The following is a 24360-nucleotide window of genomic DNA, read 5'->3' as shown; positions in this document are numbered from 1 at the left end:
GCCTCTCAAATAAAAACTAACCGCGCCAATAAAAAAGCGCGAACCAAAAAACCGACAACACTGCGATATAGCCAACCAGCAGCGTTAAAAAATTAATCCAAGGGATTTGCAATACCATCGCGAACAATGCCGCCGTGAGCAGCAACTTGACCGTCTCGCCGGTATAGAACGCCTTGACGATGCCGGACGCTTCCTGGTACCTGGCGAGATAGACTTTGTACGCGAAATAAAGATTGGGAATCAAGGCCACGCCACCGCCAATCAGCGGCGACATTGCGGTTTTCCAGCCGCCCATCAATAAAAATCCCGACGCCACTAACGTAGCCATCAGGACCTGCGCATACAAAACCCGTCTGACAGTTGAAAACGAATTTTCGACTGCCATAAAATTCTCCTCGACCGTTAAGCGCGGCGATTATATCCAGCCATCGCCGTTTACGCAAGGAAAGGGCGCCATCGGGCCTGATCCGGTCTTGAGCTAAGGCTTTGAACCGCAATCAAGAAATCGAAAAAGGCGCCTGCAATGCAACTAACGCTCCGCCGTACACAGCAATAGCTATGCCAGCATTAAAATCAATAGTTTTTCTAAGGTTTGCCATGAAATCCTTGTCGCAGATACGACAAACCGACAAGGGCTTGCGACAATCCGCCGCATCAGTGAATTTTCCCAATGATACCTTCCAGCTCTTCCAGACTGGTGTAGTTGATGATCAACTTGCCCTTGCCGCCGGCCTGATGATTGATCTCGACCTTGGCTCCGGTACGTTCCGACAGCTCCCGCTGCAAACGCAACGTATCGGGGTCGATTCTCTTCGTCTGAACCGCCGGCTTTTCTTCGTGCATCTCGCGCACCAGTTTTTCCACTGCCCGCACGCTCAGGCTTTGCTTGACCGCTTTGTGAGCAATTTCAACCTGTTTCGATTCGTCCAAACCCAACAGGGCTCGGGCATGGCCCATTTCCAACAAGCCTTTGCCCAGCATGGTTTTGACTTCGCCGGCCAATTCCAGCAAGCGCAATAAATTGGTTACCGTGGTGCGCGACTTGCCGACCGCTTCGGCGATCTGTTGATGTGTCAGCTCGAACTCGTCCTGCAAGCGGTGCAAGGCTTCGGCCTCTTCCAGCGCATTCAAATCCTCGCGTTGGATGTTTTCGATCAAGGCGATCGCCATTACCGAACGGTCGTCGATATCCTTCACCAACACCGGCACTTCGGCCAGCTCCGCCAACTGGGCGGCGCGCCAACGCCGCTCGCCGGCGATGATTTCGTATTTCTCGGCGGCGATTTTGCGCACGACAATCGGTTGAATGATGCCTTGCGCAGCAATCGAATCGGACAGCTCTTTCAGCTTTTCGGGATCCATATCCTTACGGGGCTGGTACTTGCCGCGTTGCAGAAATTCGATCGGCAGCTTTTGCGTATCGTGAGTCTTTTCCGGAGCCGGCGCCGAAACATCGCCGAGCAACTCGCTCAATCCTCGGCCCAAACCGCGTTTTTTCGGATTCATCATTTGGCTGCTTTGTGTTTGCGGATCAATTCGCCGGCCAACGCGATATAGGCGACCGCACCGCGCGACGCTTTATCGTAAGCCAAGACCGGCACACCGTGGCTGGGTGCCTCGGCTAAGCGGATATTCCGGGGAATCGTGGTCCGGAACACTTTGTCGCCGAAATATTCGATCAATTGGTCAGACACGTCCTTGCCCAACCGGCTCCGGCTATCGACCATAGTTCTGAGTATGCCTTCCAAATGCAAACCCGGATTCACGGTATCGCGAATATTGCGCAAGGTCGACATCAACGACGACAAGCCTTCCAGCGAGTAATACTCGCATTGCATCGGAATCAAAACGCTGTGGGCGGCGACCATGGCGTTCAGCGTCAGCATGTTCAACGACGGCGGACAGTCGATCAAAATGTAATCGTACTGGTCTTTGACTGGCAACAACGCATCGGCCAGACGCCGCTCCCGATGCAGGGCCGTCATCAATTGCACTTCGGCGGCAGTCAGGTCGGCGTTACCCGGAATCAAGTCGAAACCCAAATCCTTGTTCTTGACGATGATGCCCGAGACCGGCACCTCTTCCAGCAACAACTCGCAACTGGAATATTCCAGCTCGTCCTTGTTGACGCCGCAGCCCATCGCGGCATTGCCTTGCGGATCGAGGTCGATCAACAGAACTTTGCGTTTGGTAGCGGCCAACGCGGCCGCCAGATTGACGCTGGTCGTGGTCTTGCCGACACCGCCTTTTTGGTTGGTGATCGCGATTATCTTAGCCATGCTTGAGTCTCTCTATGCGAATCAGACAACGCTCGGCATCTATGCCAGGCACCGCCAACGGGATCACTTGGTATTCGGCGTCGATTCCAGCCAACTCTTCGACAGGCTGCTGGCCTTTCATCGCCAATAACGCGCCGTCGTCGGCCAATAAATGGCCGGTCATTTTAACGATGTCCGGCATCGAGGCGAAAGCCCGCATCAACACCATGTCAAACAATTCGGCAGGTTGAAACTGCTCGACCCGGCTATGCACCACTTCGACATTACGCAGCTTCAATTCCAGCACGGCTTGCTGCACGAAACGGGTTTTCTTGGAATTGGAATCGACCAGCACGAACTTGCATTCGGGGCGGCAAATTGCCAACGGTATGCCGGGCAACCCGGCGCCGGTACCGATGTCGGCGATGCGGGACGGCTTCAAGTGCGGCAATACGGCCAGGCTATCCAGAATGTGCAAACCGACCATTTCCAGCGGCTCGCGCACGGCGGTCAGGTTATAGGCTTTGTTCCATTTTGCAATCAACTGTACGAACTTGAGCAACGACTCGATTTGCTCGGCAGACAAACTCAACGCCAAGGCAGCAAGGCCTTGCTGCAATTTTTCCCGGCAGGCTTGCATCAGGCGCTTTTCTTTTTCAGATGCACCAACAACAACGAAATCGCCGCCGGCGTCACGCCGGGAATCCGCGAAGCTTGGCCCAGGGTTTCCGGGCGCTGTTTTTTCAGCTTTTCGCTAACTTCGTTGGACAGGCCGGACACCAGACTGTAATCGACGTTTTCCGGCAATTTCAAATGCTCGTAGCGCTGAGTACGGCTGATTTCGGTTTGCTGACGGTCGATATAGCCGGCATATTTGGCCTGAATCGCCACCTGCTCGGCAACTTGCTCGTCGACTTCGGTCTCATCGGTGAAGGTTAACAGATTTTCGATATCGACTTCCGGGCGGCGCAGCATGTCCATCAAGCTGGCTTCCTTGACCAACTTTTTACCCCAATACTGCTCGGCCAACGCTGCTTCGTCGGATTCGGCTCTGATCCACTTTTTCGCCAGCTTGCCTTGCAGATTGGCAATCGCTTCGCGCTTTTCCTCGAACCGGCGCCAACGTTCGTCGTCGACTAAGCCCAACGCGCGGCCTTGTTCGGTCAAACGCAGATCGGCGTTATCTTCGCGCAACTGCAAGCGGTATTCGGCCCGGCTGGTAAACATTCGGTACGGCTCGGAGGTCCCGCGGGTAATCAAGTCGTCGATCATCACGCCAATGTAAGCTTCTTCGCGGCCGGGGCACCAGCTCTCCAGGCCTTTTGCCAGCCGCGCGGCGTTTAAACCGGCGATCAAGCCTTGCGCCGCCGCTTCTTCATAGCCGGTGGTGCCGTTTATCTGGCCGGCGAAGAACAGCGCATTCATGTGCTTGGTTTCCAGCGACATCTTCAGATCGCGCGGATCGAAAAAGTCGTATTCGATGGCGTAACCGGGACGGACGATTTCGGCATTTTCGAAACCGAGCATGGTACGGATGAAACGATACTGGATATCGAACGGCAAGCTGGTGGAAATACCATTCGGATAGACTTCGTTGGTATTCAAACCTTCCGGTTCGACGAAAATCTGGTGCGAATCGCGGTCGGCAAAGCGCACTACTTTGTCTTCGATCGACGGGCAGTAACGCGGACCGACGCCTTCGATGATGCCGGAATACATCGGCGAGCGATCCAAGCCGGAACGGATGATGTCGTGGGTTTCCTGATTGGTCCGCGTGATATGGCAACAAACCTGGCGCGGGTGCTGCTGGCGATTGCCCATGAACGAAAATACCGGCACTGGCGTGTCGCCATGCTGCTCCTGCAACTTGCTGTAATCGATGGTGCGGCCGTCGATCCGGGCCGGGGTACCGGTTTTCAAACGGCCGATGCGGAACGGCAATTCGCGCAAGCGTTCGGCCAAGGCAATGGAAGCCGCATCGCCGGCGCGACCGCCGCTGTAATTTTCCAGGCCGATATGGATACGGCCGGCCAAAAAGGTGCCGGCAGTCAACACCACGGCCTTGGCGTTAAATTCCAAACCCATCTGGGTTTTGACGCCGGTAACGCGGTCGCCTTGCACGATCAAATCGGATACGGTTTGTTGAAACAGCGCCAGATTGGGCTGATTTTCCAACGCGCTGCGCACCGCTTGTTTGTAAAGCATACGGTCGGCCTGGGCCCGAGTTGCCCGCACCGCCGGGCCTTTGCTGGCATTCAAAATCCGGAACTGGATGCCGCCCAAATCGATAGCCTTGGCCATGATGCCGCCCAATGCATCGACTTCCTTGACCAAGTGGCCCTTGCCGATGCCGCCGATCGCCGGGTTGCAACTCATCTGCCCCAACGTTTCGATGTTTTGGGTCAGCAACAGCGTTTGCGCACCGGTACGCGCCGCCGCCAGCGCCGCCTCGGTGCCGGCATGGCCGCCGCCGACCACGATCACGTCAAAGTCTTTCTGGAATTTCACAGGCAATCTATGTTCAAATAAAACGTTATTTTAATAGCTTAGCGAGAAAAAAGCATGAGAAAACAAAACCCCTGCCGGGGTTTACCGGCCAAACCCAACCATAACCCGGTCGCTAAATTCGCCCGCCAATTCAACAAGGCGCAAACCTACGCCGACAAAACCCAATACCGCCGCAAAGCCAAACATCGCGGGCTGGAGCCTTTTGCCATCGTTTCCCATGAGGCGATCGCAAAAGGCTTAGCCGCGTAACCCGCGCATTTCAAGGATTTCCAGCTCAGTGAAAGCAACCGTAGAAGACAAAGTTCAAACCCGGATTCCGACCAAACACGGCGAATTCATCCTGCATTACTACAGCAACAGCCTGGACGACAAAGAACACGTGGCCTTCGTCAAAGGCGACGTGGCCGGCAAGGACGACGTGCCGGTACGCATACATTCCGAGTGCTTTACCGGCGACGTGCTCGGCTCCCGCCGCTGCGACTGCGGCGAGCAGTTGGACATGGCACTGGACATGATCAACACGGCCGGCTACGGCGTGTTGATCTACCTGCGCCAGGAGGGCCGCGGCATCGGCCTGTTGAAAAAATTGCAAGCTTACAACTTGCAAGACCAAGGCCTGGATACCGTCGACGCCAACATCAAACTCGGCCATCTGGCCGACGAGCGCCAATACGATATCGCCGCGCTGATCCTGGACAACCTGAAGGTGCATTCGATCGAGTTGATCACCAACAACCCGCAAAAAATCGATGAGCTGACCAAACTCGGCGTGCAAGTGAATAACCGGATTGCCATCGAAACCCGCATCCACCGCGACAACCTCGACTATCTGAAAACCAAGGCCGAACGCATGCGCCACATGTTGTCGGTACCCGACCGTTCCTGAACGACATGTTAGATCACTTGAAACTGCCGGCCGCAGCGCTGAAGCTGACGATCGACCTGCCGGCCGTCGCCGCCGGCCCGTATAACGGCATTCTCGGCCAAAACCGCGCTCAGTCGGCGCTGGCATTCGGCATCGCGATGAAGGCGCCGGGTTACAACATCTTCGTGATGGGCGATCCGGGTACCGGCCGGTTGTCGATGGTCAGCCATTATCTGAATGGTTATGCCGAACAGCAAGAATCGCCGCTGTCCTACGCCTATGTCGAGAACTTCGAAAACCCGCGGGAACCGGTCGCCGTCGAACTACCGTCCGGCGAAGGCCATAGTTTTGCAAAAGACATCGAAAAGCTGATCGACAACGTCTTGGCCACCTTTCCGGCCGCATTCGAAAGCCCCAGTTACCAGCAAAAGAAAACCGCAATCGAGCGCCGTTTCAACCAGCGCTACAACGCGGCGATCGATTTGGTCGACAACAAGGCCAGAGCGATGGGCGTGGCCTTGTACCGCGACAACGACTCGATCACCTTCCTGCCGATCCGTAACAACAAGGCGCTGGACGAGGAGCAATTCACGTTGCTGCCGGAAGCCGAACGCGACGCCTTCCACCAACACACCGAAGAACTCGAAGAATATCTGGGCGACGTGCTGCTGGAACTACCGCAGTGGCGGCGCACGCTGGCCGAAGAAATCCGCCAACTGGATAGTGACACGATCAAACTGGCCTTGGAACCGCTACTGGCCGAACTGACCGACAAGTACCAGAACGTCGACGACGTCATCACCTATCTGGCGGAAGTCGAGAAAAATCTGAGCAACACCATCAGCGATTTCCTGATGCCGACTCGCAATCCGGAAAACCGGGAAATCATCGCCAAGCGCCAGATGTTGATCGAGCAATATCTGCCCAACATCCTGGTGGATTGCAAACACGACGCCGCCGGCGCGCCGGTCATCTACGAACCGCACCCGATTTACCAAAACCTGTTCGGCCGCATCGAATATATCAGCGACCAAGGCACGCTGATAACCAACTACCGGCGCATTTGCCCCGGCTCGCTGCATCGGGCCAACGGCGGTTACCTGATCCTCGACGCCGAGAAGGTATTGACCTATCCCTTCGTCTGGGAAGGCCTGAAACGGGCGCTGAAAGCCGGCAAGATCGAGATCGAATCGCCGTACTCGGAACTGGGCATTAACACCATCACGCTGAAACCGGAAGTGATTCCGCTCAACGTCAAAGTGATCCTGGTCGGCACCCGCGACATTTACTATCTGCTGGAAGAGCTGGATAGCGAATTCAACGAGATGTTCCGCGTATTGGCCGACTTCGACGACCACATCAAACGCACGCCGGACAGCATCGGCCAATTCGTGCAGGTCATGAAACAACAGGCGCGTGATGCCGGCACCAAACCGCTGACCGACGGCGCTCTGATAAGACTGATCGAACATAGTTGCCGGCTGGCCGAAAACCAGCAACGACTGTCGGCGCACGTCAACAACTGTCTGGAAATCATCGCCGAAGCCAACCTGCTGGGCAGCCAATCCGGCGCCGCGCAGATCGGTAAGGCCGAAATCGAACTGGCGCTGGCCGCCCGCGAACAACGCAACGGCCGCATCGCCGAAGCCATTCTGGAAGAAATGCTGGACGGCACGATTTTGATCGATACCGACGGCGAAGCCATCGGCAAGGTCAACGGCCTGACCGTGATGGACATCGGCGGCAGCAGCTTCGGCGCGCCGGCGCGGATCACCGCCACGGTGCATCCCGGCTCGCGCGGCATCGTCGACATCGAACGCGAAGTCGAACTCGGTCAGCCAATCCATTCCAAGGGCGTGATGATTCTGACCGGCTACCTCGGCCACTGCTACGCCCAGCAATTTCCGCTGGCGATCTCGGCCAGCATCGCCATGGAGCAATCCTACGGCCACATCGACGGCGACAGCGCCTCGTTGGCCGAATTGTGCTGTCTGATCTCGGCATTGACCCGCACCCCGATCAAGCAAGGTTTTGCGATGACCGGCTCGATCAACCAATACGGCGAAGTGCAGGCCATCGGCGGCGTCAACGAAAAAATCGAAGGCTTCTTCGAACTCTGCGCCGCGCGCGGCCTGACCGGCCGGCAAGCAGCGATCATTCCGGCCTCGAACAAACGCAATCTGATGCTGAAACGGGAAGTGATCGACGCGGTGGAACAAGGCTTGTTCGCGATTTACGCCATTTCCAGCGTCGACGAAGCCTTGAGCCTGCTAACCGGGCAGGAAGCCGGCGCGATGAACGCCGAAGGCCAGTACCCGGAAGGCAGCGTCAACTTCAAAGCCGTCGCACGGCTGAAAGAAATTTCCGAAATGACGTCCGACGACGACAAGGAAACCGAGACCGGTTAGGCCGGACGCCAGCTTCCCCGCAAGCCCACCGCCAACATCGGCGAACCGGACCCAGATTTGCCGTTAGCGGATTTGGTTGCTACAGTTCCAGCACCGAATTGGAGTCCGATAGCCGGTGGAGGCCTGGATGCGGAGATTTACCTTGTTCAACCGATGCCGGCTGCCCGGCTTGACGCTGGCCGGTTTGGCTTTCGCGCTGCAATGCCTGGCCGCTCCCAGCGACGACCCCGATATCCTGGCCCGCCGCGGCCAGCAACGGCCGCTTGCCGCGGGCCAAACCGAAGCGCCGGCCATTGCGCTGAGCAAACCGGCCGGGGGCTGGACCAGCGGCTTGCAGATTACCGTGGCCGGTACCTGCTCCGACCCCAACGCGGACCCCATCGTCGTCAACATCAACGGTGTGCGTTACTACGTGCGCAACCTCAACGGCAGTTTCAGCCGGGCCTTCCCGGCCGCGAAAGGTAAAAACAGCGTCATCGCCGAATGCGCCAATGCCGCCGGCGTCGCCAAGGCCTCGACCACGATAGACGCGGTGATTTCGCCAATCGCATTGAAAGTGATCCTGACCAGCGACAGCGACGGCGTCTATACCGACCTGCATATCTACGAACCGGATAAAAGCCACGTCTATTGGGCCGATACCAACTCCAACAGCGGCGGCATTTTCTTTTTAAACTCCAACGGCGACAACTTCGACCAGGCCGGCTACGGCCCGTATCTATACGTGCATCCGGCGCCGCCGGTCGGCGTCTTCCGCATCGATACCAATTATTGGCCGGGCGGCGCGGTCCAACACACGCTGGCGAACCTGGACATCATTCTCGACGAAGGCCTGCCCACCGAGAGCCGGCGCCGGGTGCAAAAACCGCTGGCCCGGCCCGGCGAAACCCAAACCCTGGCTTACGTCTCGATCCAAGGCAACCGGCAACCGGCGAAAATTTACGTGCCGGGCCAGGACGCCGAGCGCGACATGCCGGCCGAGGTGCGCGAATACATTAAACACGAACCGAAGCGCGAAGGCGAAGCCGAGGACAGCGCCGAAGAACTGGGCTATCTGCCGCCACAAGACACCGAGGCCTTGCGCGAGAGCGTCACCAACGTCGCCCTGCTACAGGCCCGCAAGCTCAGCCCGCTATGGGAACCCAAACAACGCGACTGCGCCGGCTTGGTCCGCTTCGCCTACCGTACCGCTCTGGAGCCGCGCGATGCGGCCCGCAGCGCCAAACTCGGCATCCCCAACAAATTGAAACTGCCAACCGTCTCCGAACAGGCCCGCAAACTCCTGCCCAGCTATCCGCAAATCTGGCAGACCGGTTTGAATAACGGCGCCGCGCGCTACGGCCATTTCGCCGACGCCGAAACCCTGATCGGCTATAACTTCCGGCTGAAATCGCGCGATCTGGCGGCAGCGCAAAGCGGCGATTTGCTGGTCTACCAAAAGCCCTTGATCAACGACGAGCCCTACCACCTGATGCTGTTCGCCGCCGGCCGCGCCGAGAATCTGGCCGTCTACCATAACGGCGCCCAAGGCAGCGAAGGCCAGGTACGGGTGGTGCGCGTCGCCGAATTGCTGCAATCACCGGACCCGATCTGGATTCCCCGCCCGGAAAATCCCTATTTCCTAGGAGTGTACGAATGGAACCGCTTACCCCCGCAAAGCGCCTGACCGCCATCGCCGCCGGTATTGTATTGGCCGCCGGCGCGAGCGTTGCGCTGTACCAGCACTTGACCAAGCAACCTCTGGCCAAGTTGGTCCGCGCCGACCTGCCGTTGTTGGACTTGACCGTGAAATTGCGCGATGCAGCGCGGAACGATCTGGACGCCAATGATTCGCTAGTCGGCAGCAATGACGAGGTGCCGGCCGGCGACGAACGTTGCCCGGCGCTGACCGGCGGCGACATCGGTTCCGCCACCGCAGTGGACGTGTCGATCAAGCGCCCGGCCGATTGCCCCCGGCGCGCCGCCTGGTACGTGCGCAAACATCCGGTGGCGTTTACGCTGTATTTCAACCGCGGCGATGCGTTTCTGAACTGGTGGGACAATCAGGCCGAAGTGCGGCAGATGGTGGAGAACCGTTTCGTCAAGGGCCTGTTCTTCGGCCTGTTGCAAAGCCTGCACGTCAAAGCCGAACAACTCAACTTACAAGGCATGCAAGGCGACTTTTTGCTGCAAGTGCTGCGCGACGCGGTCAATGCTAACGCCGAACTACATTACGACATGGCTCACGGTAGCCAGGGTTGGGTCATCAGTTATCGGCGCAGCGCCAGCGGCTTGGCTGACCAAGCTCTGCCGGCGCTAGCCGGCGTCCTGGCCAGCAGCGGCTACCGGGTCGCCAAGTTGCCGGAACCGATTCTGGAAGCCCGCATCGGCCTGCAAAAACTGTTCTTTACCGAATTTCGCGGCCGGATTTATCTGGCGCAAAGCCTGGAAGCGTTGCTGAACGTGCTGGACAGCACCGTTCCGGAACCGGGCGGCAGCGACGCGCCGCTGAGCCTGGCCTTGCGCAGCGAGGCCTTCGTCGCCAATCTGTTGCCGGTATTCGCCGGGGCGGAAACCTATCCGTTGCGCTGGGATTTTGCGCTCACTGCCGGCGAACCGGGCGCGTTGCACTTACCGGCCGCCGCTTGGCAAGGTCAATTGCACAGCCGGCTGTTCGAAGGGGTGGTTGCCAGCATTCCTCACGACGCCTTCGCCGGCTTCGCCGCCAGCCTGGCGCTGCCGCCGGATCTGACTGCGGAGGATTGGCGCAAACTGGCCGCTGCCGGCCCGTCGGCCAATCCCCCCGGCCCGGAAGCGGCCGGCATCGGCCTGGTATGGGACTTCAGCCCCGACGATCCGAGCGGTGCGATCGGCGTCGTCGTCGCCAACCCTGGCCAACCGCAGGCCAGCGCCGCTTATGCCCAGTATCTGAAGAATCCCGACCTTGGCGCCGAATGCGCCGGCGGCAGCCTGTTTCTGGCCGCCAGTTCGCCGAACTTGTTGACGCGGATGAAAGACGCCTGCAACAAACAGTCGCTAAGCCCGCTGGACTGGCAGCGCGGAGTCGAAAAAACGCGGTTGCGGGATGCGCAATTGATCGCCTTCGTCAATCCCGGCGCCGCTACCCGCGAATTATTCCTGGCCGGCGGCGCCGGCGCCAACCAGGACGCCAACGAATTCGCCCCGCGCTGGCAACAGGACTACGAAGCCGCCAAAGCCGCGATGCGCCAGGACGGCGACAAGTTATTCGCCAGCCTGCCGATTTTGAGTTACGCCGGGCGGATTACCGAGCCTAGCGCCGGGGCGACCTTGACCGGCAAGCTGATAGCGCAAACCGCAAGCCCTTAGCCGTCGTCAGCATCGATATCGGCAGTACCGCTTGGCGGCGGCAACTCTGTTCCGGACCGAGCCGGTTTTTCCAGCCGCTCCAAGCATAAATCGCCGACTTTAGGCGTCCATAACTCCGGGTTGAGCGGAAACGGTTGGATTTGGCCGGTGCGGCGATAGCCGCGGCGTTGGTAAAACTCGATCAACTCCTGGCGTAACGGAATCACCGCCAGCGAAAAGCGCCGCACCGGCCAGACCCGCTCCGCCCAATGCTCGGCTTGGAGCAATAGCTGTTTGCCGATGCCCCGGCCCTGGTGGCGAGGACTAACCGCAAGCATGCCGATTTGCACCTGGCCGGCGTCGTGTTGCAAATGCACCGAACCCAGCAATTGGCCGTGTTGCTTGCAGACCAGAATCAGCGAGTCGGCGGCGATCAACAAATTGACGATGCCGGCGGCGTCAATGCGGCGGCCTTCCAACAAATCGGCCTCGGTGGTCCAACCCAGGCGGCTGGTTTCGCCGCGATAGGCGGAGTTGATCAACTCCGCCAAGGCCTCGGCGTCGTTCGCATCTGCCGCACTAAACGCCAATGCCATCGCCTGTTCCCACCCCACCCTTCGATCAAGCCAGCCAGGCTTTGATTTTGGCTTTGACGTCCGCTTTCAATTGTTTGGCAAAACGATAGATTGCGGTTTCGGCGATCTTGGCGTGCGCCCAGCGCAGCCAACCGCTGATGGTATGGTAGATAAAAGCGATAGGCCGAAACGTCAGCAGTTGCGGCTTGGTCAGGCTGAACACCCGCGCCACCAGTAAGGTGCCGAGCAGCTTGGCGAACACTTCCAGCAAGATCCCTTGCAGCAGCAAGCCATGCACCAATAGCGACAACGCCGCGAGATTAATCGGCGTCACGATCAACAACGGCACCGTAATCGCCAGCAGCGCCATTGGCGGCGAGGTCCGGCTCAACCAAACTTCAACCCGTTCCAGCCGTAACCACAACGCCAGATAGTGGCCGCAAGCCGACAGGAAGTCCCACAGCCATTCCTCGATAATCAACACAATGGCAAGCAGGGTCAGTAACAGTTTTTTCATCGTCGTCATCCGGCAAAAAAATTCAACGGCACTATACCGAAACCGGCCTGGCGTTGTCGCCGGGAACAGTGAGCCGCGTCCGGACGGTTTAGGCCAAGCCACCGAACAACCGGAGTTTGCTCTTCTATCGGCTAGGATCTAGAGTTATGCGGAAATCTCTTGTTTCCGTATTCAACTTAATACCATCGCCATGCTGCCACCGCCGGAAAAATTGTTGGAAGTGATCAATCTGCAAAGCGAAATCGCGCAACTGGGCTTGGATTTGGGCGGCGTGATGGCGCTGGTAACCCAACGCACCTTGCCTTTGTTGGATGCCGAAGGCGCCGCCATCGAACTGGCCGAACAGGGCGACATGGTGTACCGGGCTTGCGCCGGTATCGCCTCGCCGCATTTGGGATTGCGCCTGAAAATGGCGCAAAGCTTATCCGGGCTGGCGGTTACCAGCGGCACGACGCTGGTCTGCGACGATGCCGAAACCGACGATCGCGTCGACATCGCTGCCTGCCGCAAGGTGGGTTTGCGTTCGATGCTAGTAGTGCCGTTGAACCACAAGGGCACCATCGTCGGCGTGCTGAAGGCGGTATCGGTGCAGACTCATAAATTCGGCGATATCGAGATCGGCCTACTGCAATTGTTGTCCGAGCAAGTGGCGGCGGCGATGTTTTTTGCGACCAAATACGATAACGACGACCTGTTTTACAAAGCGACGCACGACGAACTGACCGGACTTACCAACCGGTCTTTGTTCATGGATCGGCTCCGATCCCTAGTGTCGAACCGCCAAGCGCAAACGATCGGCATCCTGATGATCGATATGGACGGCCTGAAGCAAATCAACGATTCGCTCGGGCACCGGGTCGGCGATGTCATCATTCGCGAGTTTTCCAACCGCCTGGCAGCGGCGTCGCGCGTATCCGATACCGTGTCGCGTCTGGGCGGCGACGAATTCGGCGTGATTTTGAATCCGGTCGATTCCGGCGACGGCATCGCTGCGGCCGTGCAGCGGATAAATTCGGCTATCGCGGCGCCGTTTTCGTTCGAGAACCGGCGTTATGCGCTGTCCGCCAGTATCGGTTCCGCCCAATTTCCGGACGATAGCAGCGAAATCAATGCCTTGCTGGAGATTGCCGATCAGCGTATGTATCAAGTCAAGCGCCGGCAACGGCCTCAGCCAAGCTCCGCTCGCACTATGGCTTGACTCCGCTCTAGCCGCGGCACCTGTCGTCACTCCGCATCTATCGGTTGTAACAACGGGTTGCCGCTGGCTACCAAGGCCTCGAATTGGCCGAGCGGCAGCGGCCGGCTCAGCAGATAACCCTGGTAATGGCGGCAGCCGAAATGGGTTAGCAGCGCCAACTGTTCCCGAGTTTCCACACCTTCGGCGATGACTTCCAGACCCAGCGTCTGCGCCATCGCGATGATGGTTTGGGTGATTGCCGCGGCGCTCTGATCACTGGCAACGTCGCGGACGAAACTTTGGTCGATTTTCAATTGATCCAACGGCAAGCGTTTCAAGTAGGCCAACGACGAATAGCCGGTGCCGAAATCGTCCAGCGAAAAGCGGATACCCTGGTTCTTCAGCAACTGGATTTTGTCGATCGCATCCTCGGCTCTGTTCAGCAGCACGCTTTCGGTCAGCTCCAGCTTCAAGCGTTGCGAGACCGACGGGTAGTCGGCCAACAGCGCGCCGACCTTGGCGGTGAAGTCGTGTTGTTGAAATTGAATCGCACTGACATTGACCGCCAACTCCAGCCGGCCGAGCCGGGGATCGGATTGCCAGGCCTGAAGCCGGCGGCAGGCCTCGGCCAACACCCAATCGCCCATTTCGATAATCGACCCGTTCTCTTCCGCCAACGGGATGAATACGGCCGGAGATATCATGCCGCGCCGCGGATGGTGCCAGCGAATCAACGCTTCGGCGCCGGTCGCCCGATTCCGGTCGTCGGCTTGGACTTGGTAATACAGCTCCAGTTGGTTGCCGCGAATCGCCGCCAGCAAGTCCGCTTCCAGTTCCAAGCGCTGCATCATCGCCGCCTGAATTCCGGGATCGAAGAAGCGGATCGTATTGCGGCCGGCGGTTTTGGCTTGGTACAACGAGGTTTCGGCATTTTTCAGCAGACTTTCCAGACTGTCGCCATGCGCCCTGAACAAGCTGATGCCGATGCTGAAGGTCGCCAGCAAACCGCGCGAATCGCATTGGTATGGCGTCAGTAGCGCCTGCTGCGCCTTCTGGGCGATGGCTTCGGCCTGAATCGCCGCTTCCTGCTTCAATACCGACAACGGCCACAGCAGCAAAACGAATTCATCGCCGCCGAAGCGGGCCACGGTATCGCCCTCCCGCACGCAATACTCCAGCCGGCGCGCGGTTTCGACCAGAATCTTGTCGCAAGTCTCGTAACCGTAAATGTCGTTGAGTTGTTTGAAATGGTCGAGGTTCAGCGTCAACAACGCGCCGTATTGGCCGTTATGGGTGGCCATCGCCATCGCTTGCTGGATCCGGTCAAGCAGTAATGCCCGGTTGGGCAGACCGGTCAAACTGTCGTGCAAGGCCAGAAACTCGGCGCGTTGGTCGGCCTGGCGTTTATCGGCAATCAGTTGCGACGTATGTTGGTCGTAATGCCGGCATAGCAACACGGCTCTGGCCAAATGCGCCATGATCGGCTCGAACATCCGCGTCAGCGGCAGATGGGTTTCCGGCATGATCGGCGCCATCAAAATCACGACGCCGATGTCGGTTATCGGCAAGCGCAGAAACGCCCGGTAACGGTCCGGGCTCACCGGCAATCCGGAAAATAATGCGGCCCGATCGTCTTCCCGCGCCGCCGGGCCCAGCGCCAGGTCTGCTGGCAACGATATGGTCTCACCGATGTGTTTAATCAATTGAAAATCGCCGATCGCGGCCAGCAGCGCCGCATCCAGACAAGCGCTGCCGGCCGTTGCGCTTGGGGATAAATCCAGGCAAATGAAACCGGCCGGAAACGACGTGAAGTACAACAGGCGTTGCAGGGTGCGGGTCAGCAGCGGCTTCAAACTGATCTCGCCGCCGATCGTCATCGCCATTTCGTACAAAACCGGAATGACGTCGTCGTGCCTCATGTGCGGTTGGTCCAGGCGGCGGTAACGACGGTGGCGTTATGGAACAAAGGGTAACCCCACAGCGTGGTGTCGCCGATTTCGCCCAGTGCCAGGCCGCCGGCGATTGCCGACGCTTGGCTCAAATTCTGAAAAATCGCCAATTCTTCGCCGGCGCTGGCCGCGCCGAGATGTTGGCGCCGACCGGCACAATAAAACAACAGCAGTTCGCGTCCGGCCGGATCGCCGCTGAGTTTGGACAGACCGCCGTGCAAGTTTTGCAAAGTGTCAGGCGAATCGACTTGCGGCGCATCCAATAAGGCCAACATCGAATGGGGCGGCACTTCGCCGATGCAATACAGCGCGTTGTCCGCGTCGAGCATGACCGGAATCCGTACCACGGTGGTGTGGTTCGCCCTGAGTATGCCGAACGGAAAATGCACCGCGTATTGGTAAAAGTTATCGCGGGTAATCTCGACGCCGAATTTGGCCCGCACCAGTTCCTGGTAAACCTCGAACGCCGGGCGCCAGTCGATATGTATGATCCGGTTGCGGTCGGTGGAAGTCGCCGGCAACGTTTCCGCTTCGGTGCGGTAGCCGTGCTCCAACACCGCCCCGTCGTGCGGCTTCAGCAACAGCGCCAACACGCCGTTGCCGATAATCCTCTGGTTGTCGAACAGGCAAGGCATGGCTTGAAAAGTCTCGCTGCCGGCGTTGACGCCGGCGTAATGCACGCGGTTGGCCAGGCGCAGATACAGTTCGTCGAGCAGGGAGCCGATGTTCGGCAGCAGCGCATCCAGCATTAAAAACAGCGTGGCCGGCTCCTCGTCATCCAGATGGCGACCGACATGGCCGGCTACGGTTTCGGCAGCCTCGGCCGCACCGATGGCGTCCTGCCGCGCTACGTCGAACAGCGCCGCGTAGGGCATCCGGTCGAACCGCAACAAACAAACGCCGCTGCTACGAAAGCCGGTACCGTAGATCAATTGCGGAAACATCGCGCCGCACAACGGCAGCTCGCAACGATTGCACAAGGCCTGCAACGCCGGAATCGACGCCTTTTCGGCTTCGGGAAACAAGGCCAGCACGCCCATTTCGGGGAAAACCGCGCGCCACTCCGCCAACCGGCTTTCGATGGCGGCTAAATCTACTGAGGGAAAATAGGCGAAACTTGCCGGCCCCATTGTGCATGCTCCATAACCGTTACGGCCGAAAGCATACTTGGCGTAGGGGAAAATGTAAAAACCGGGTGCAACACCGCGCTGGCTGGCGCACACTTTTCGCAGCGCCTCGCCGGGCGGAGCTGGTAGATGGCAGGGAAGTACGGATTCCGATGAGATCGGCCGCTGGATCTAATTTCAAAAATTGCCAGTGCCGCCGACCGGCCAAAAGCCGACGGTCGGTTTGCTAACGTAGGCTGGCTTGAATGTTAATGAAACCCAGCGTCGAACGCGATTATTTGAGATGTACAAATGATTGTTTTAAAGCTTTTACTGGGTTTCGCGTTGCTTAACCCAGCCTACGGCCCGAAGGTGTAAATAACCAAGCTCTGGACTCTTCAAGTGTGGCGTCGTCGGATTCAGGCATCACTATACAAGGTAGAGTTTTAAAATCTGTCGGTATATCATTCTTATCCAGAAATCGGGTAAGAGAGGAATTAAATCCAATATTGAATTTGGGAGGAACAAACACTCTAACTGATTTATCACCATACTGAGTATGGGCTATAAAATCAGGGAAATCACTTGCTCTTCCCATATAAAATTCGATACTAATCTTGACTGTTACTTTGAGCCACTCTATCGGCAATTGATTGCCGTTGGCATCACGAATGTATAGAGGAGACTGCAATTCAGATGGCTCCCAATTTACCTCACAGCTCTTGCTTGGGATTGGGTGTTGGCCGGTACGTAATTCTTCAATTAATAGCTCGCGTAAGGGTTTATCATTGATAGTGGTGAAATTCTTTCTATCAAGAAGAATTGACTTGTCGGTTTTATTCCCCAAAAAAACCTGACTATTTAATTCTATTTTTTGAATAAAAGAAATTACTATTTGAATTTCTTTTATTCGATTTTTCAATACCTTATCAGCACAATCGACCATACATAGTTCAATACCTAGTCGTTGGGCTTTCTGTATTGCAGTTTTTGAAAATCCATTTCGGCTAACCATAATCCCTTTACTTGCTCTAACATCTTTAAGTTTTGAAGAAAAGGCGTCGACATGCGTTACTGTTAGTTTGCCCTTGAAATCACGACATTCGATTACCGTCAAGTATTTTGAATTTGCATGTTCATGAGTGACTAAAACATCAATTTGCCTCTCACCATCGGGCCCAGGTAGTTTGACATCATGTTGTACGTCACTAAAAGTATTATCGTTGCATAATATTTTATATACTTGTAAAACCATTCGTTCATATAGTTTACCTGTATTCTTTTGTTTAGAAGTAGTCATATATAAAACGCGATAAGTTGCGCTAAACAGGATGTGCCGACGTTAGCCCGCGTAGCGACAGCGTAATCGAAGGAATGTTGGCTTCGAAATGTGCGATTACGCAAGCTAATCTCACCTACATTTTGAATGACGGCTCATTTGCCATTTGCTGTCCTTGCAAATTCATTTTCTTTGGCGGCTTGGGGTCGATTGCATCATTTTATCCCCCCAAAAACTGCCATTCAATGCGTGTGAAATTGTATTCGGAATCGCTAGCCTGTTCTGAACACAGCTGGCGGCAGTTCTTTACCTAGCATGGGTCGCGGTTTAGGAGTGCAGTATGCCGGCAATTGACGGCTCGGCGGCGATCGCCGAAGATCAAGCTTTTTTCGGGAGCCGTCCATGCCAGACCACGCTTTTGTAGTTTCCGTCGCCGGCGTGCGCATGCCGGGCATCATTTACGGCACGGCCTGGAAACAGGAACGCACGGCCGAACTGGTCGAGCAAGCGATTGCCGCTGGATTTCGCGGCATCGACACGGCCTGCCAGCCCAAGCATTACGACGAAGCCGGCGTCGGGGCAGGCATTGCCGCGGCCTGCGCTAAATCAGGCCTTACCCGCGCCGATCTTTACCTGCAAACCAAATTTACGCCGTTGAACGGCCACGATCCGCTACGAATTCCCTACGACCCGCGCGCCGGTCTGGCGGAACAGGTGGCGCAATCGTTCGCGGTTTCGCAACGCAATCTGCAGACCGATTATCTGGACGGCCTGGTGTTGCATTCGCCTCTGGCCGACCGCGGCCAGTTGCTGGAGGTCTGGCAAGCTATGGAAACCTTGGCCGGAGCCGGCAAGGTGAAGCAGTTGGGCATCAGCAATTGCTACGATTTTGCGTTGTTCGAATATTTGTACCAAACCGCCGAAATCAAGCCGGCCGTTATTCAAAACCGGTTCTACTCCGACACCGGCTACGACAAACAGATTCGCGCCTTCTGCCGACAGCGGCAGATCGTCTACCAAAGTTTCTGGACCTTGACCGCCAACCCGCGCCTGCTGGCGCACCCGGCGGTAACCGCAGCGGCCAACGCACGCGGCCGGACGCCGGCGCAAATTTTTTTCCGCTATCTGCAGCAACACGGTGTCGTTCCGCTGACCGGGACCTGCTCCGCGGCACATATGCGCGAGGATTTGGCGATTTTCGAATTTTCTCTGGATGCCGACGAGTGCGCGACCATTTCTGCGCTATTTTAAACAGGCAGGCCGACCGCTAGCACCATAGTCGGGTTACCTGTAGCGGCGACTCACTTATAATGCCGGAAACCACTTTTTGCTCTCATCCCAGACCATGGCCTCATCTCGCCTGATTCGCCAACTCGCCGGCCTGTGCCTGACGCTGCTATCGGCGCAACTGGCGATGGCCGCCGACGACGACGCGAATGCGCTGGACAGCACCAGCGAATTGCTGTCCTTGAGTTGGGACGAATTGACCGAACTGAAAGTGTCCGGCCTGGCCCGCCAAGCGCAAACCGTCAAAGACACGCCGGCCGCGGCGTTTGTGATCAGCGCCGAGGATATCCGCCGTTCCGGCGCCACCAGCCTGCCGGAATTGCTGCGCATGGCGCCGGGTATGGCCGTGGCCCGCGTCAACAGTTGGAACTGGGGCGTCAGCGCGCGCGGCTTCAACGATCTGTACGCCAACAAACTGCAGGTCATGGTGGACGGCCGCAGCATTTACGACCCGTTGATCAGCGGCGTGTATTGGGGCCAGCATATTCCGCTGTTGCAAAACATCGAACGGATCGAAGTGCTACGCGGCCCCAGCGGCAGCCTGTGGGGCGCGAATGCGGTGAACGGCGCGATCAATATCGTCACCCGTTCGGCGGCCGACACCGAAGGCGGCTTGCTGACCGCCGCCGGCGGCACCGAGGAGCGCGGCTTCGGCGGCGTCCGTTACGGGCAAAAGCTGTCCGAATCAACTTACCTGCGCGGCACTGTCAATGCGCTAGTCCGTGACGCCAGCGTGGATATGGCCGGCCTGCACAATACCCACGATACCGGCAATGCGGAAACCGCCAATTTCCGCCTGGACAGCCAATTGACCGAGCGCGACCAACTGATGCTGGAAGCCACCGCCACCCGCTACCGCTTGCACGGTTTTTTGACCGGCGTGTCGTCGGCTACGCCACCTTACTGGCGCCAGGACGATTTCGGCAAGGACGGCGTATCCGGCAGCCTGCAAGGCAACTGGACCCACCAGTTCGACGGCGAGCGGGAGTTGCGGGTCAACATGGCCTTTACCCAGACCGACTGGCAAATGGCTACCAACCGGATGAGCCGCTCGCATTACAACCTGGACATTCAGCACAGCCAGTCCTTGTTCGGCAATCACCATTTGCTGTGGGGTCTGAATTACCAGATCATCGACGACCGTTTCGACAACACGCTGACGCTGGGTTTCGAGCCGGACCGGTTTACCCAGCACAACATCGGCCTGTTTGCCCAGGACAACATCGAGCTGCTGGACAATCTGCAATTGACCTTGGGCAACCGGGTCGAACACTTCACTTACACCGGTTGGGAAACCGAACCCAACGCCCGGCTGATCTGGACTCCGCACAAACGCCACCGGCTGTGGGCCGGAGTTTCCCGGGCCGTGGCGCTGCCCAACCGCGCCCAACAGAGCATCCAGCTGTTTCTGCCGGTTCCGGGCCAGCAGTCGTTGTTTTTTCTGGCCGACGCCAACCAGGACATGCGTACCGAAAACGTGGTGGCGTACGAGCTGGGCTGGCGTTGGCAGGTCAACAACCGCCTGGATCTGGACAGCACCGTGTTTTACAACGTTTACGACCGGATTCAGGGCGTCAAGGTAGCCGGCCTAACAAGTAACGGTATGCCGCCCGGATTTCCGCCGATTCTCGACCTCAGCGTCGGCAATTACCGGCAAATGAAAAGTTACGGCCTGGAACTGGCTGCCAACTACCGGGTCAGCCACGATTGGCGCCTGCAAGCCTCCTATACCGGCATCCGCTTCGACAACGACGCCGACAACCGGCAATCCTGGTTTCTGGACCCGTTGGCCGAGGAAAAAGTCAATCCGCAGCACAGTCTGTCACTGCGTTCGATGCTGGATCTGACCGACGATATCGAGCTGGACGCCTGGGCGCGTTACGTGGACCGCATCACCGTTAACCAGACCCGGATTCCGGACTACATTGCGCTGGATCTGCGGCTGGGCTGGCACCCGGCCAAGAACCTGGAGCTGTCGCTGGTCGGGCAAAATCTGCTGGACGGCCAACGTCCGGAGTTCAACGACGTGTTGTACATCCCGGTTTCCAGCCAGATTCAACGCGGCTATCTGGCGCAGATATCCTGGCGTTTTTAGGGGCGAACGGCACTATGCGCGTTTTCCGATATACGCTACTCAGCCTCTGCGTTTGGCTAAGCGTTGCGGCTGGCGAAGCGGCGGAATCCGCAGCCGGCGATCGGGAGTTTCAACTGAAAACCGCCTACCTGTTTCATTTCGCCGAATTGACGCGCTGGCCGGAAGCGCGGCCCATCGCCATCTGTTTGCGCGGCGCCAGCCCACTGCAAAAATTCCTACCGGTTTTGGAAGGGCAAACCATAGACGGCGCACCGGTGCATGTCGACATCGAAACCGACGCCGACATCGGCGGCTGCAGCATTTTATTTTTGGCCGACAACAGCCGCTTGACTGCGGAAGTAGCCGGCCAAGCCCGCGCCAAACACATCCTGCTGGTCGGCGACAGCGACGGCTTCGCCGCCGCCGGCGGCATGGTGCAGTTCAGCTTGCGCGACAACAAGCTGAAACTGGTGGTAAATTTAGGCCCGGTAAAATCCGCCCACTTAACATTGAGCTCCAAATTGCTTCGGATGGCCGAACTAATAGAATGACCGCCTCGACTCAACCGCGTATCTCCATCAGCCGTAAGCTCGGCAATATTCTGCGCCTGATGGTGATGCTGAGTCTAATGGTGGCGACGGCATCGCTAACGGTGCGCGAATACGGCGCGGTGCAGCAGGCCATCGGCTACAAATTGCAGCTCACCGCCAACATGATCGGCCAGAATAGCAGCTTCGCGCTGCTGTTCGAAGACGCCCAAACGGCACAGGAAATTCTGGACGCGCTGGCCCACGATCCGGACATCATTTCCGGCCAGATTCAGAACACCGCCGGCAAAACCCTGGTCAGTTACCGCAAGCCGGCGGAAGCGTGGCACGACTGGTGGCCCGAACAAATCGCCAAAACCCGGTCGATTACCCAACCCATTCTGCACAAGAACCAGCAGACCGTCGGCTATATCACGTTGGAAGCCAGCCTGAAACAGAGTTACCAAACCCTGTTATTCAATGGCGTGCTGAACGCCAGTATTATCTTGATCGCATTGAGCGTGGTCGGCTTGTACGTGCAGCGGCTGCAACGCTCGTTTCTACGGCCGATCCTGCAACTGGCCGAAACCGCCCGCCAGATCGAACGGGACCGGGATTACAGCCGGCGCTCGGTTTACGGCGGCAACGACGAGATCAGCGATCTGGCCGAGGCCTTCAATAACATGCTGGCCCAGACCGAAGCCCACGAAGCCGATCTGGAAATTCAGGTGCAAACCCGTACCCGGGAACTGGAAGCCGCCAAGCTGGAGGCCGAAGCAGCCAACCAGGCCAAGAGCCAGTTTCTGGCCAATATGAGCCACGAGATCCGCACGCCGATGAACGCAATCGTCGGCTTGGTCGAACTGTCCTTGAACAGCCCTTTGAACGTTAAACAACGCGAGTATCTGCTGCGGGTCGAATCTTCGGCGCATTCGCTGATGGCGCTGATCGACGACATTCTGGACTTTTCCAAAATGGAAGCCGGCAAGATGCCGCTGGAGACGATTCCGTTTTTGCTGGAAGAAACTCTGGAGCACGTGTTCTCGACCATGTTGCAGCTCAGCGCCAAAAAAGGCATCCGCCTGATTCGGCCCGACCAGACCGACGCCTACCATGCCGTGATCGGCGATCCGCAGCGCTTGCGGCAAATTTTCATCAATTTGGTCGGCAATGCGATCAAATTTACCGAACGCGGTGAAGTCCGGGTCGCCGTCAAAGAATTGCAGCGCGACGCCGCTACGGTTCGCCTGCAATTCGCCATCAGCGACACCGGCATCGGTATTACCGCCGATCAGCAACACAAATTGTTCCAGGCCTTTAGCCAGGGCGACAGCAGCGTGACCCGCAATTACGGCGGCACCGGCCTGGGCTTGATCATTTCCAAACAATTGATCGAACAGATGCACGGCAGCATCCGGGTCGACAGCCAGCCCAATATCGGCTCAACGTTTACCTTCGACGTGCTGCTCGGCGTCACCGACTTGGCCACGATCCGCAATTTCCAGATGCGCCGCCACCGCAGCAGTTTCGATTCGGACCGGTTGCGGCCGTTGCACGGCAGCAAGGTGCTGCTGGCGGAAGATAACGAAATCAATCGCATCGTCGCGGTGGAATTACTGGAACAGGCGCAAATTCAGGTCGATGTCGCCGAAAACGGCGAGATTGCGCTGCAAAAACTGCGGGACAAGCGCTACGACTGTGTGTTGATGGATGTGCAGATGCCGGTCATGGACGGCTACCAGGCCACGCGTTTGCTCCGGCAAATACCGTCCTGCCTCGAACTGCCGGTGATTGCGATGACTGCCGGCGACGTTGTACGAGGCGCTGCTGAAATGGATCGCTCCGACCGCCAGCCCAAGCGTCGCCGTCCAGCCGCCGGGCTAATTCTGCTTTGCCGGACTCCACGGATGGATCGAAACTTGCCATCCATGGCACTGGATGCCCGCTCTCCTGCCCTTGCGGGCATCCGGGCGGGCATGGCGGCGTTGGCTTAAGCCTGGCAAAGTTATAACTAAGTGCCGGCTTACTTGCCCCACGGCATGACCGGTACCGTCGATACGCTGTTGGCCGGCGCGCCTTCGATCACCTTGCGGCTGATCGCCAGATAGACCAGGGTGTTGTGTTTGGCGTCCCACAGGCGGGTAATGTTGGTGGATTTGAACAACAGCGACGTGCTTTCCGAAAATACAGTTTCCTCGGCCGGCAATTTGGCCGGTAACGCAATCGGGCCGATCTGGCGACAGGCCAGCGAGAATTGCGACGGGTCTTCCGCCAATCCCAAGCCGCCGGAGATGCCGCCGGTTCTGGCCTGGCTGATATGGCAAATCACGTTCGGAATCTTCGGATCTTCGAATACGTCGACGCAGACTTTATGGTTGGCACCAATCAACTTCCAGGCCGTAGTCACGCAACCGACTTCGTCGGCCAGTGCCGGTGCAGCGGCGGCGATGGTCAAGCCGCACGCGATGCGGCCGCCATATTTGAGCAAGGTTTTCAACATAATAGTCTCCGCAGGGTTTTCGAA

The 24360-nt window shown here is 57.8% G+C and carries 22 protein-coding genes; 10 read left to right on the top strand and 12 right to left on the bottom strand.

From position 1 onward, the window contains the following. Positions 1-16: 16 nt before the first annotated feature. The 6 genes from NP603_RS01340 to mnmG all read right to left on the bottom strand — a co-directional run bounded on the left by NP603_RS01340 (position 17) and on the right by mnmG (position 4766). Complete coding sequence (locus NP603_RS01340) at positions 17-385, bottom strand: ATP synthase subunit I (RefSeq protein ID WP_256609115.1); 369 nt, start codon at positions 383-385, stop codon at positions 17-19. Between the two features lie 112 nt (positions 386-497). Beyond that, complete coding sequence (locus tag NP603_RS01335) at positions 498-671, bottom strand: hypothetical protein (protein ID WP_256609114.1); 174 nt, start codon at positions 669-671, stop codon at positions 498-500. Further along, a complete protein-coding gene (locus NP603_RS01330) occupies positions 655-1506 on the bottom strand; it encodes a ParB/RepB/Spo0J family partition protein (RefSeq protein ID WP_256609113.1) in 852 nt (283 codons plus the stop codon). The genes NP603_RS01335 and NP603_RS01330 overlap by 17 nt, the downstream gene beginning before the upstream one ends. Next, entirely contained in the window at positions 1506-2279 is a 774-nt protein-coding gene (locus tag NP603_RS01325; RefSeq protein ID WP_256609112.1) for a ParA family protein, read from the bottom strand. Before NP603_RS01325 ends, NP603_RS01330 begins: the two co-directional genes overlap by 1 nt. Continuing rightward, positions 2272-2898: a 16S rRNA (guanine(527)-N(7))-methyltransferase RsmG gene (gene rsmG / locus NP603_RS01320; RefSeq protein ID WP_256609111.1), complete on the bottom strand. Its 627-nt coding sequence runs from the start codon at positions 2896-2898 to the stop codon at positions 2272-2274. The genes NP603_RS01325 and rsmG overlap by 8 nt, the downstream gene beginning before the upstream one ends. Continuing rightward, positions 2898-4766: a tRNA uridine-5-carboxymethylaminomethyl(34) synthesis enzyme MnmG gene (mnmG, locus tag NP603_RS01315; protein WP_256609110.1), complete on the bottom strand. Its 1869-nt coding sequence runs from the start codon at positions 4764-4766 to the stop codon at positions 2898-2900. Before mnmG ends, rsmG begins: the two co-directional genes overlap by 1 nt. A 54-nt stretch (positions 4767-4820) precedes the next feature. Here mnmG and NP603_RS01310 point away from each other — a divergent pair, with 54 nt between their 5' ends. The 5 genes from NP603_RS01310 (at position 4821) to NP603_RS01290 (ending at position 11366) form a co-directional block, all read left to right on the top strand. Next, on the top strand, positions 4821-5015 hold the full coding sequence (locus NP603_RS01310) for a DUF7230 family protein (protein WP_256609109.1): 195 nt from the start codon (positions 4821-4823) through the stop codon (positions 5013-5015). 28 nt (positions 5016-5043) lie between these two features. Continuing rightward, positions 5044-5652: a GTP cyclohydrolase II gene (gene ribA / locus NP603_RS01305; protein ID WP_064020046.1), complete on the top strand. Its 609-nt coding sequence runs from the start codon at positions 5044-5046 to the stop codon at positions 5650-5652. Between the two features lie 5 nt (positions 5653-5657). Further along, the gene (locus tag NP603_RS01300) at positions 5658-8039 is read left to right on the top strand and encodes an ATP-binding protein (protein ID WP_256609108.1); all 2382 of its coding nucleotides are present in this window, start codon (positions 5658-5660) and stop codon (positions 8037-8039) included. Between the two features lie 127 nt (positions 8040-8166). After that, a complete protein-coding gene (locus NP603_RS01295) occupies positions 8167-9705 on the top strand; it encodes a DUF1175 family protein (RefSeq protein WP_256609107.1) in 1539 nt (512 codons plus the stop codon). Beyond that, on the top strand, positions 9675-11366 hold the full coding sequence (locus tag NP603_RS01290) for a hypothetical protein (RefSeq protein WP_256609106.1): 1692 nt from the start codon (positions 9675-9677) through the stop codon (positions 11364-11366). The genes NP603_RS01295 and NP603_RS01290 overlap by 31 nt, the downstream gene beginning before the upstream one ends. On the opposite strand, the gene NP603_RS01285 is transcribed toward NP603_RS01290, so the two are convergent. Both NP603_RS01285 and NP603_RS01280 read right to left on the bottom strand, forming a co-directional pair. Continuing rightward, positions 11363-11941 carry a GNAT family N-acetyltransferase gene (locus tag NP603_RS01285; protein WP_256609105.1) on the bottom strand — a complete coding sequence of 193 codons (579 nt, stop codon included), beginning with the start codon at positions 11939-11941 and terminating at the stop codon, positions 11363-11365. The two genes, NP603_RS01290 and NP603_RS01285, sit on opposite strands and share 4 nt — an antisense overlap. Positions 11942-11966: 25 nt before the next feature. Next, the gene (locus NP603_RS01280) at positions 11967-12437 is read right to left on the bottom strand and encodes a hypothetical protein (RefSeq protein ID WP_256609104.1); all 471 of its coding nucleotides are present in this window, start codon (positions 12435-12437) and stop codon (positions 11967-11969) included. Positions 12438-12657: 220 nt separating this feature from the next. Between NP603_RS01280 and NP603_RS01275 the strand changes: the two genes are divergently transcribed. After that, entirely contained in the window at positions 12658-13635 is a 978-nt protein-coding gene (locus NP603_RS01275; RefSeq protein ID WP_256609237.1) for a diguanylate cyclase domain-containing protein, read from the top strand. A gap of 26 nt (positions 13636-13661) precedes the next feature. Here NP603_RS01275 and NP603_RS01270 read toward each other — a convergent pair whose 3' ends face one another. The 3 genes from NP603_RS01270 to NP603_RS01260 form a co-directional block, all read right to left on the bottom strand. Next, the gene (locus tag NP603_RS01270; protein WP_256609103.1) at positions 13662-15533 is read right to left on the bottom strand and encodes a putative bifunctional diguanylate cyclase/phosphodiesterase; all 1872 of its coding nucleotides are present in this window, start codon (positions 15531-15533) and stop codon (positions 13662-13664) included. Continuing rightward, on the bottom strand, positions 15530-16633 hold the full coding sequence (locus NP603_RS01265) for an FIST signal transduction protein (protein ID WP_256609102.1): 1104 nt from the start codon (positions 16631-16633) through the stop codon (positions 15530-15532). Before NP603_RS01265 ends, NP603_RS01270 begins: the two co-directional genes overlap by 4 nt. Before the next feature lie 385 nt (positions 16634-17018). Continuing rightward, the gene (locus tag NP603_RS01260) at positions 17019-17969 is read right to left on the bottom strand and encodes a restriction endonuclease (RefSeq protein WP_256609101.1); all 951 of its coding nucleotides are present in this window, start codon (positions 17967-17969) and stop codon (positions 17019-17021) included. Positions 17970-18350: 381 nt separating this feature from the next. Here NP603_RS01260 and NP603_RS01255 point away from each other — a divergent pair, with 381 nt between their 5' ends. The 4 genes from NP603_RS01255 (at position 18351) to NP603_RS01240 (ending at position 23830) form a co-directional block, all read left to right on the top strand. Beyond that, positions 18351-19199 (top strand): aldo/keto reductase family protein, encoded by an 849-nt coding sequence (locus NP603_RS01255; RefSeq protein ID WP_256609100.1) that lies wholly within the window; start codon positions 18351-18353, stop codon positions 19197-19199. 94 nt (positions 19200-19293) lie between these two features. Further along, positions 19294-21330: a TonB-dependent receptor plug domain-containing protein gene (locus tag NP603_RS01250; protein WP_256609099.1), complete on the top strand. Its 2037-nt coding sequence runs from the start codon at positions 19294-19296 to the stop codon at positions 21328-21330. Between the two features lie 14 nt (positions 21331-21344). After that, complete coding sequence (locus NP603_RS01245) at positions 21345-21860, top strand: YfiR family protein (protein WP_256609098.1); 516 nt, start codon at positions 21345-21347, stop codon at positions 21858-21860. Further along, positions 21857-23830: an ATP-binding protein gene (locus NP603_RS01240; RefSeq protein ID WP_256609097.1), complete on the top strand. Its 1974-nt coding sequence runs from the start codon at positions 21857-21859 to the stop codon at positions 23828-23830. Before NP603_RS01245 ends, NP603_RS01240 begins: the two co-directional genes overlap by 4 nt. Before the next feature lie 29 nt (positions 23831-23859). Here the strand turns inward: NP603_RS01240 and NP603_RS01235 are convergent, their stop codons facing one another. Beyond that, on the bottom strand, positions 23860-24336 hold the full coding sequence (locus tag NP603_RS01235; protein WP_256609096.1) for a CreA family protein: 477 nt from the start codon (positions 24334-24336) through the stop codon (positions 23860-23862). Positions 24337-24360: the final 24 nt, after the last annotated feature.

Origin of the sequence: Methylomonas aurea (assembly GCF_024505045.1) — a bacterium.
GTDB classification, from domain to species: Bacteria; Pseudomonadota; Gammaproteobacteria; order Methylococcales; family Methylomonadaceae; genus Methylomonas; species Methylomonas aurea.
The sequence above is the reverse complement of the archived record's forward strand: the minus strand, read 5'-3'. Positions and strand labels throughout refer to the sequence as shown.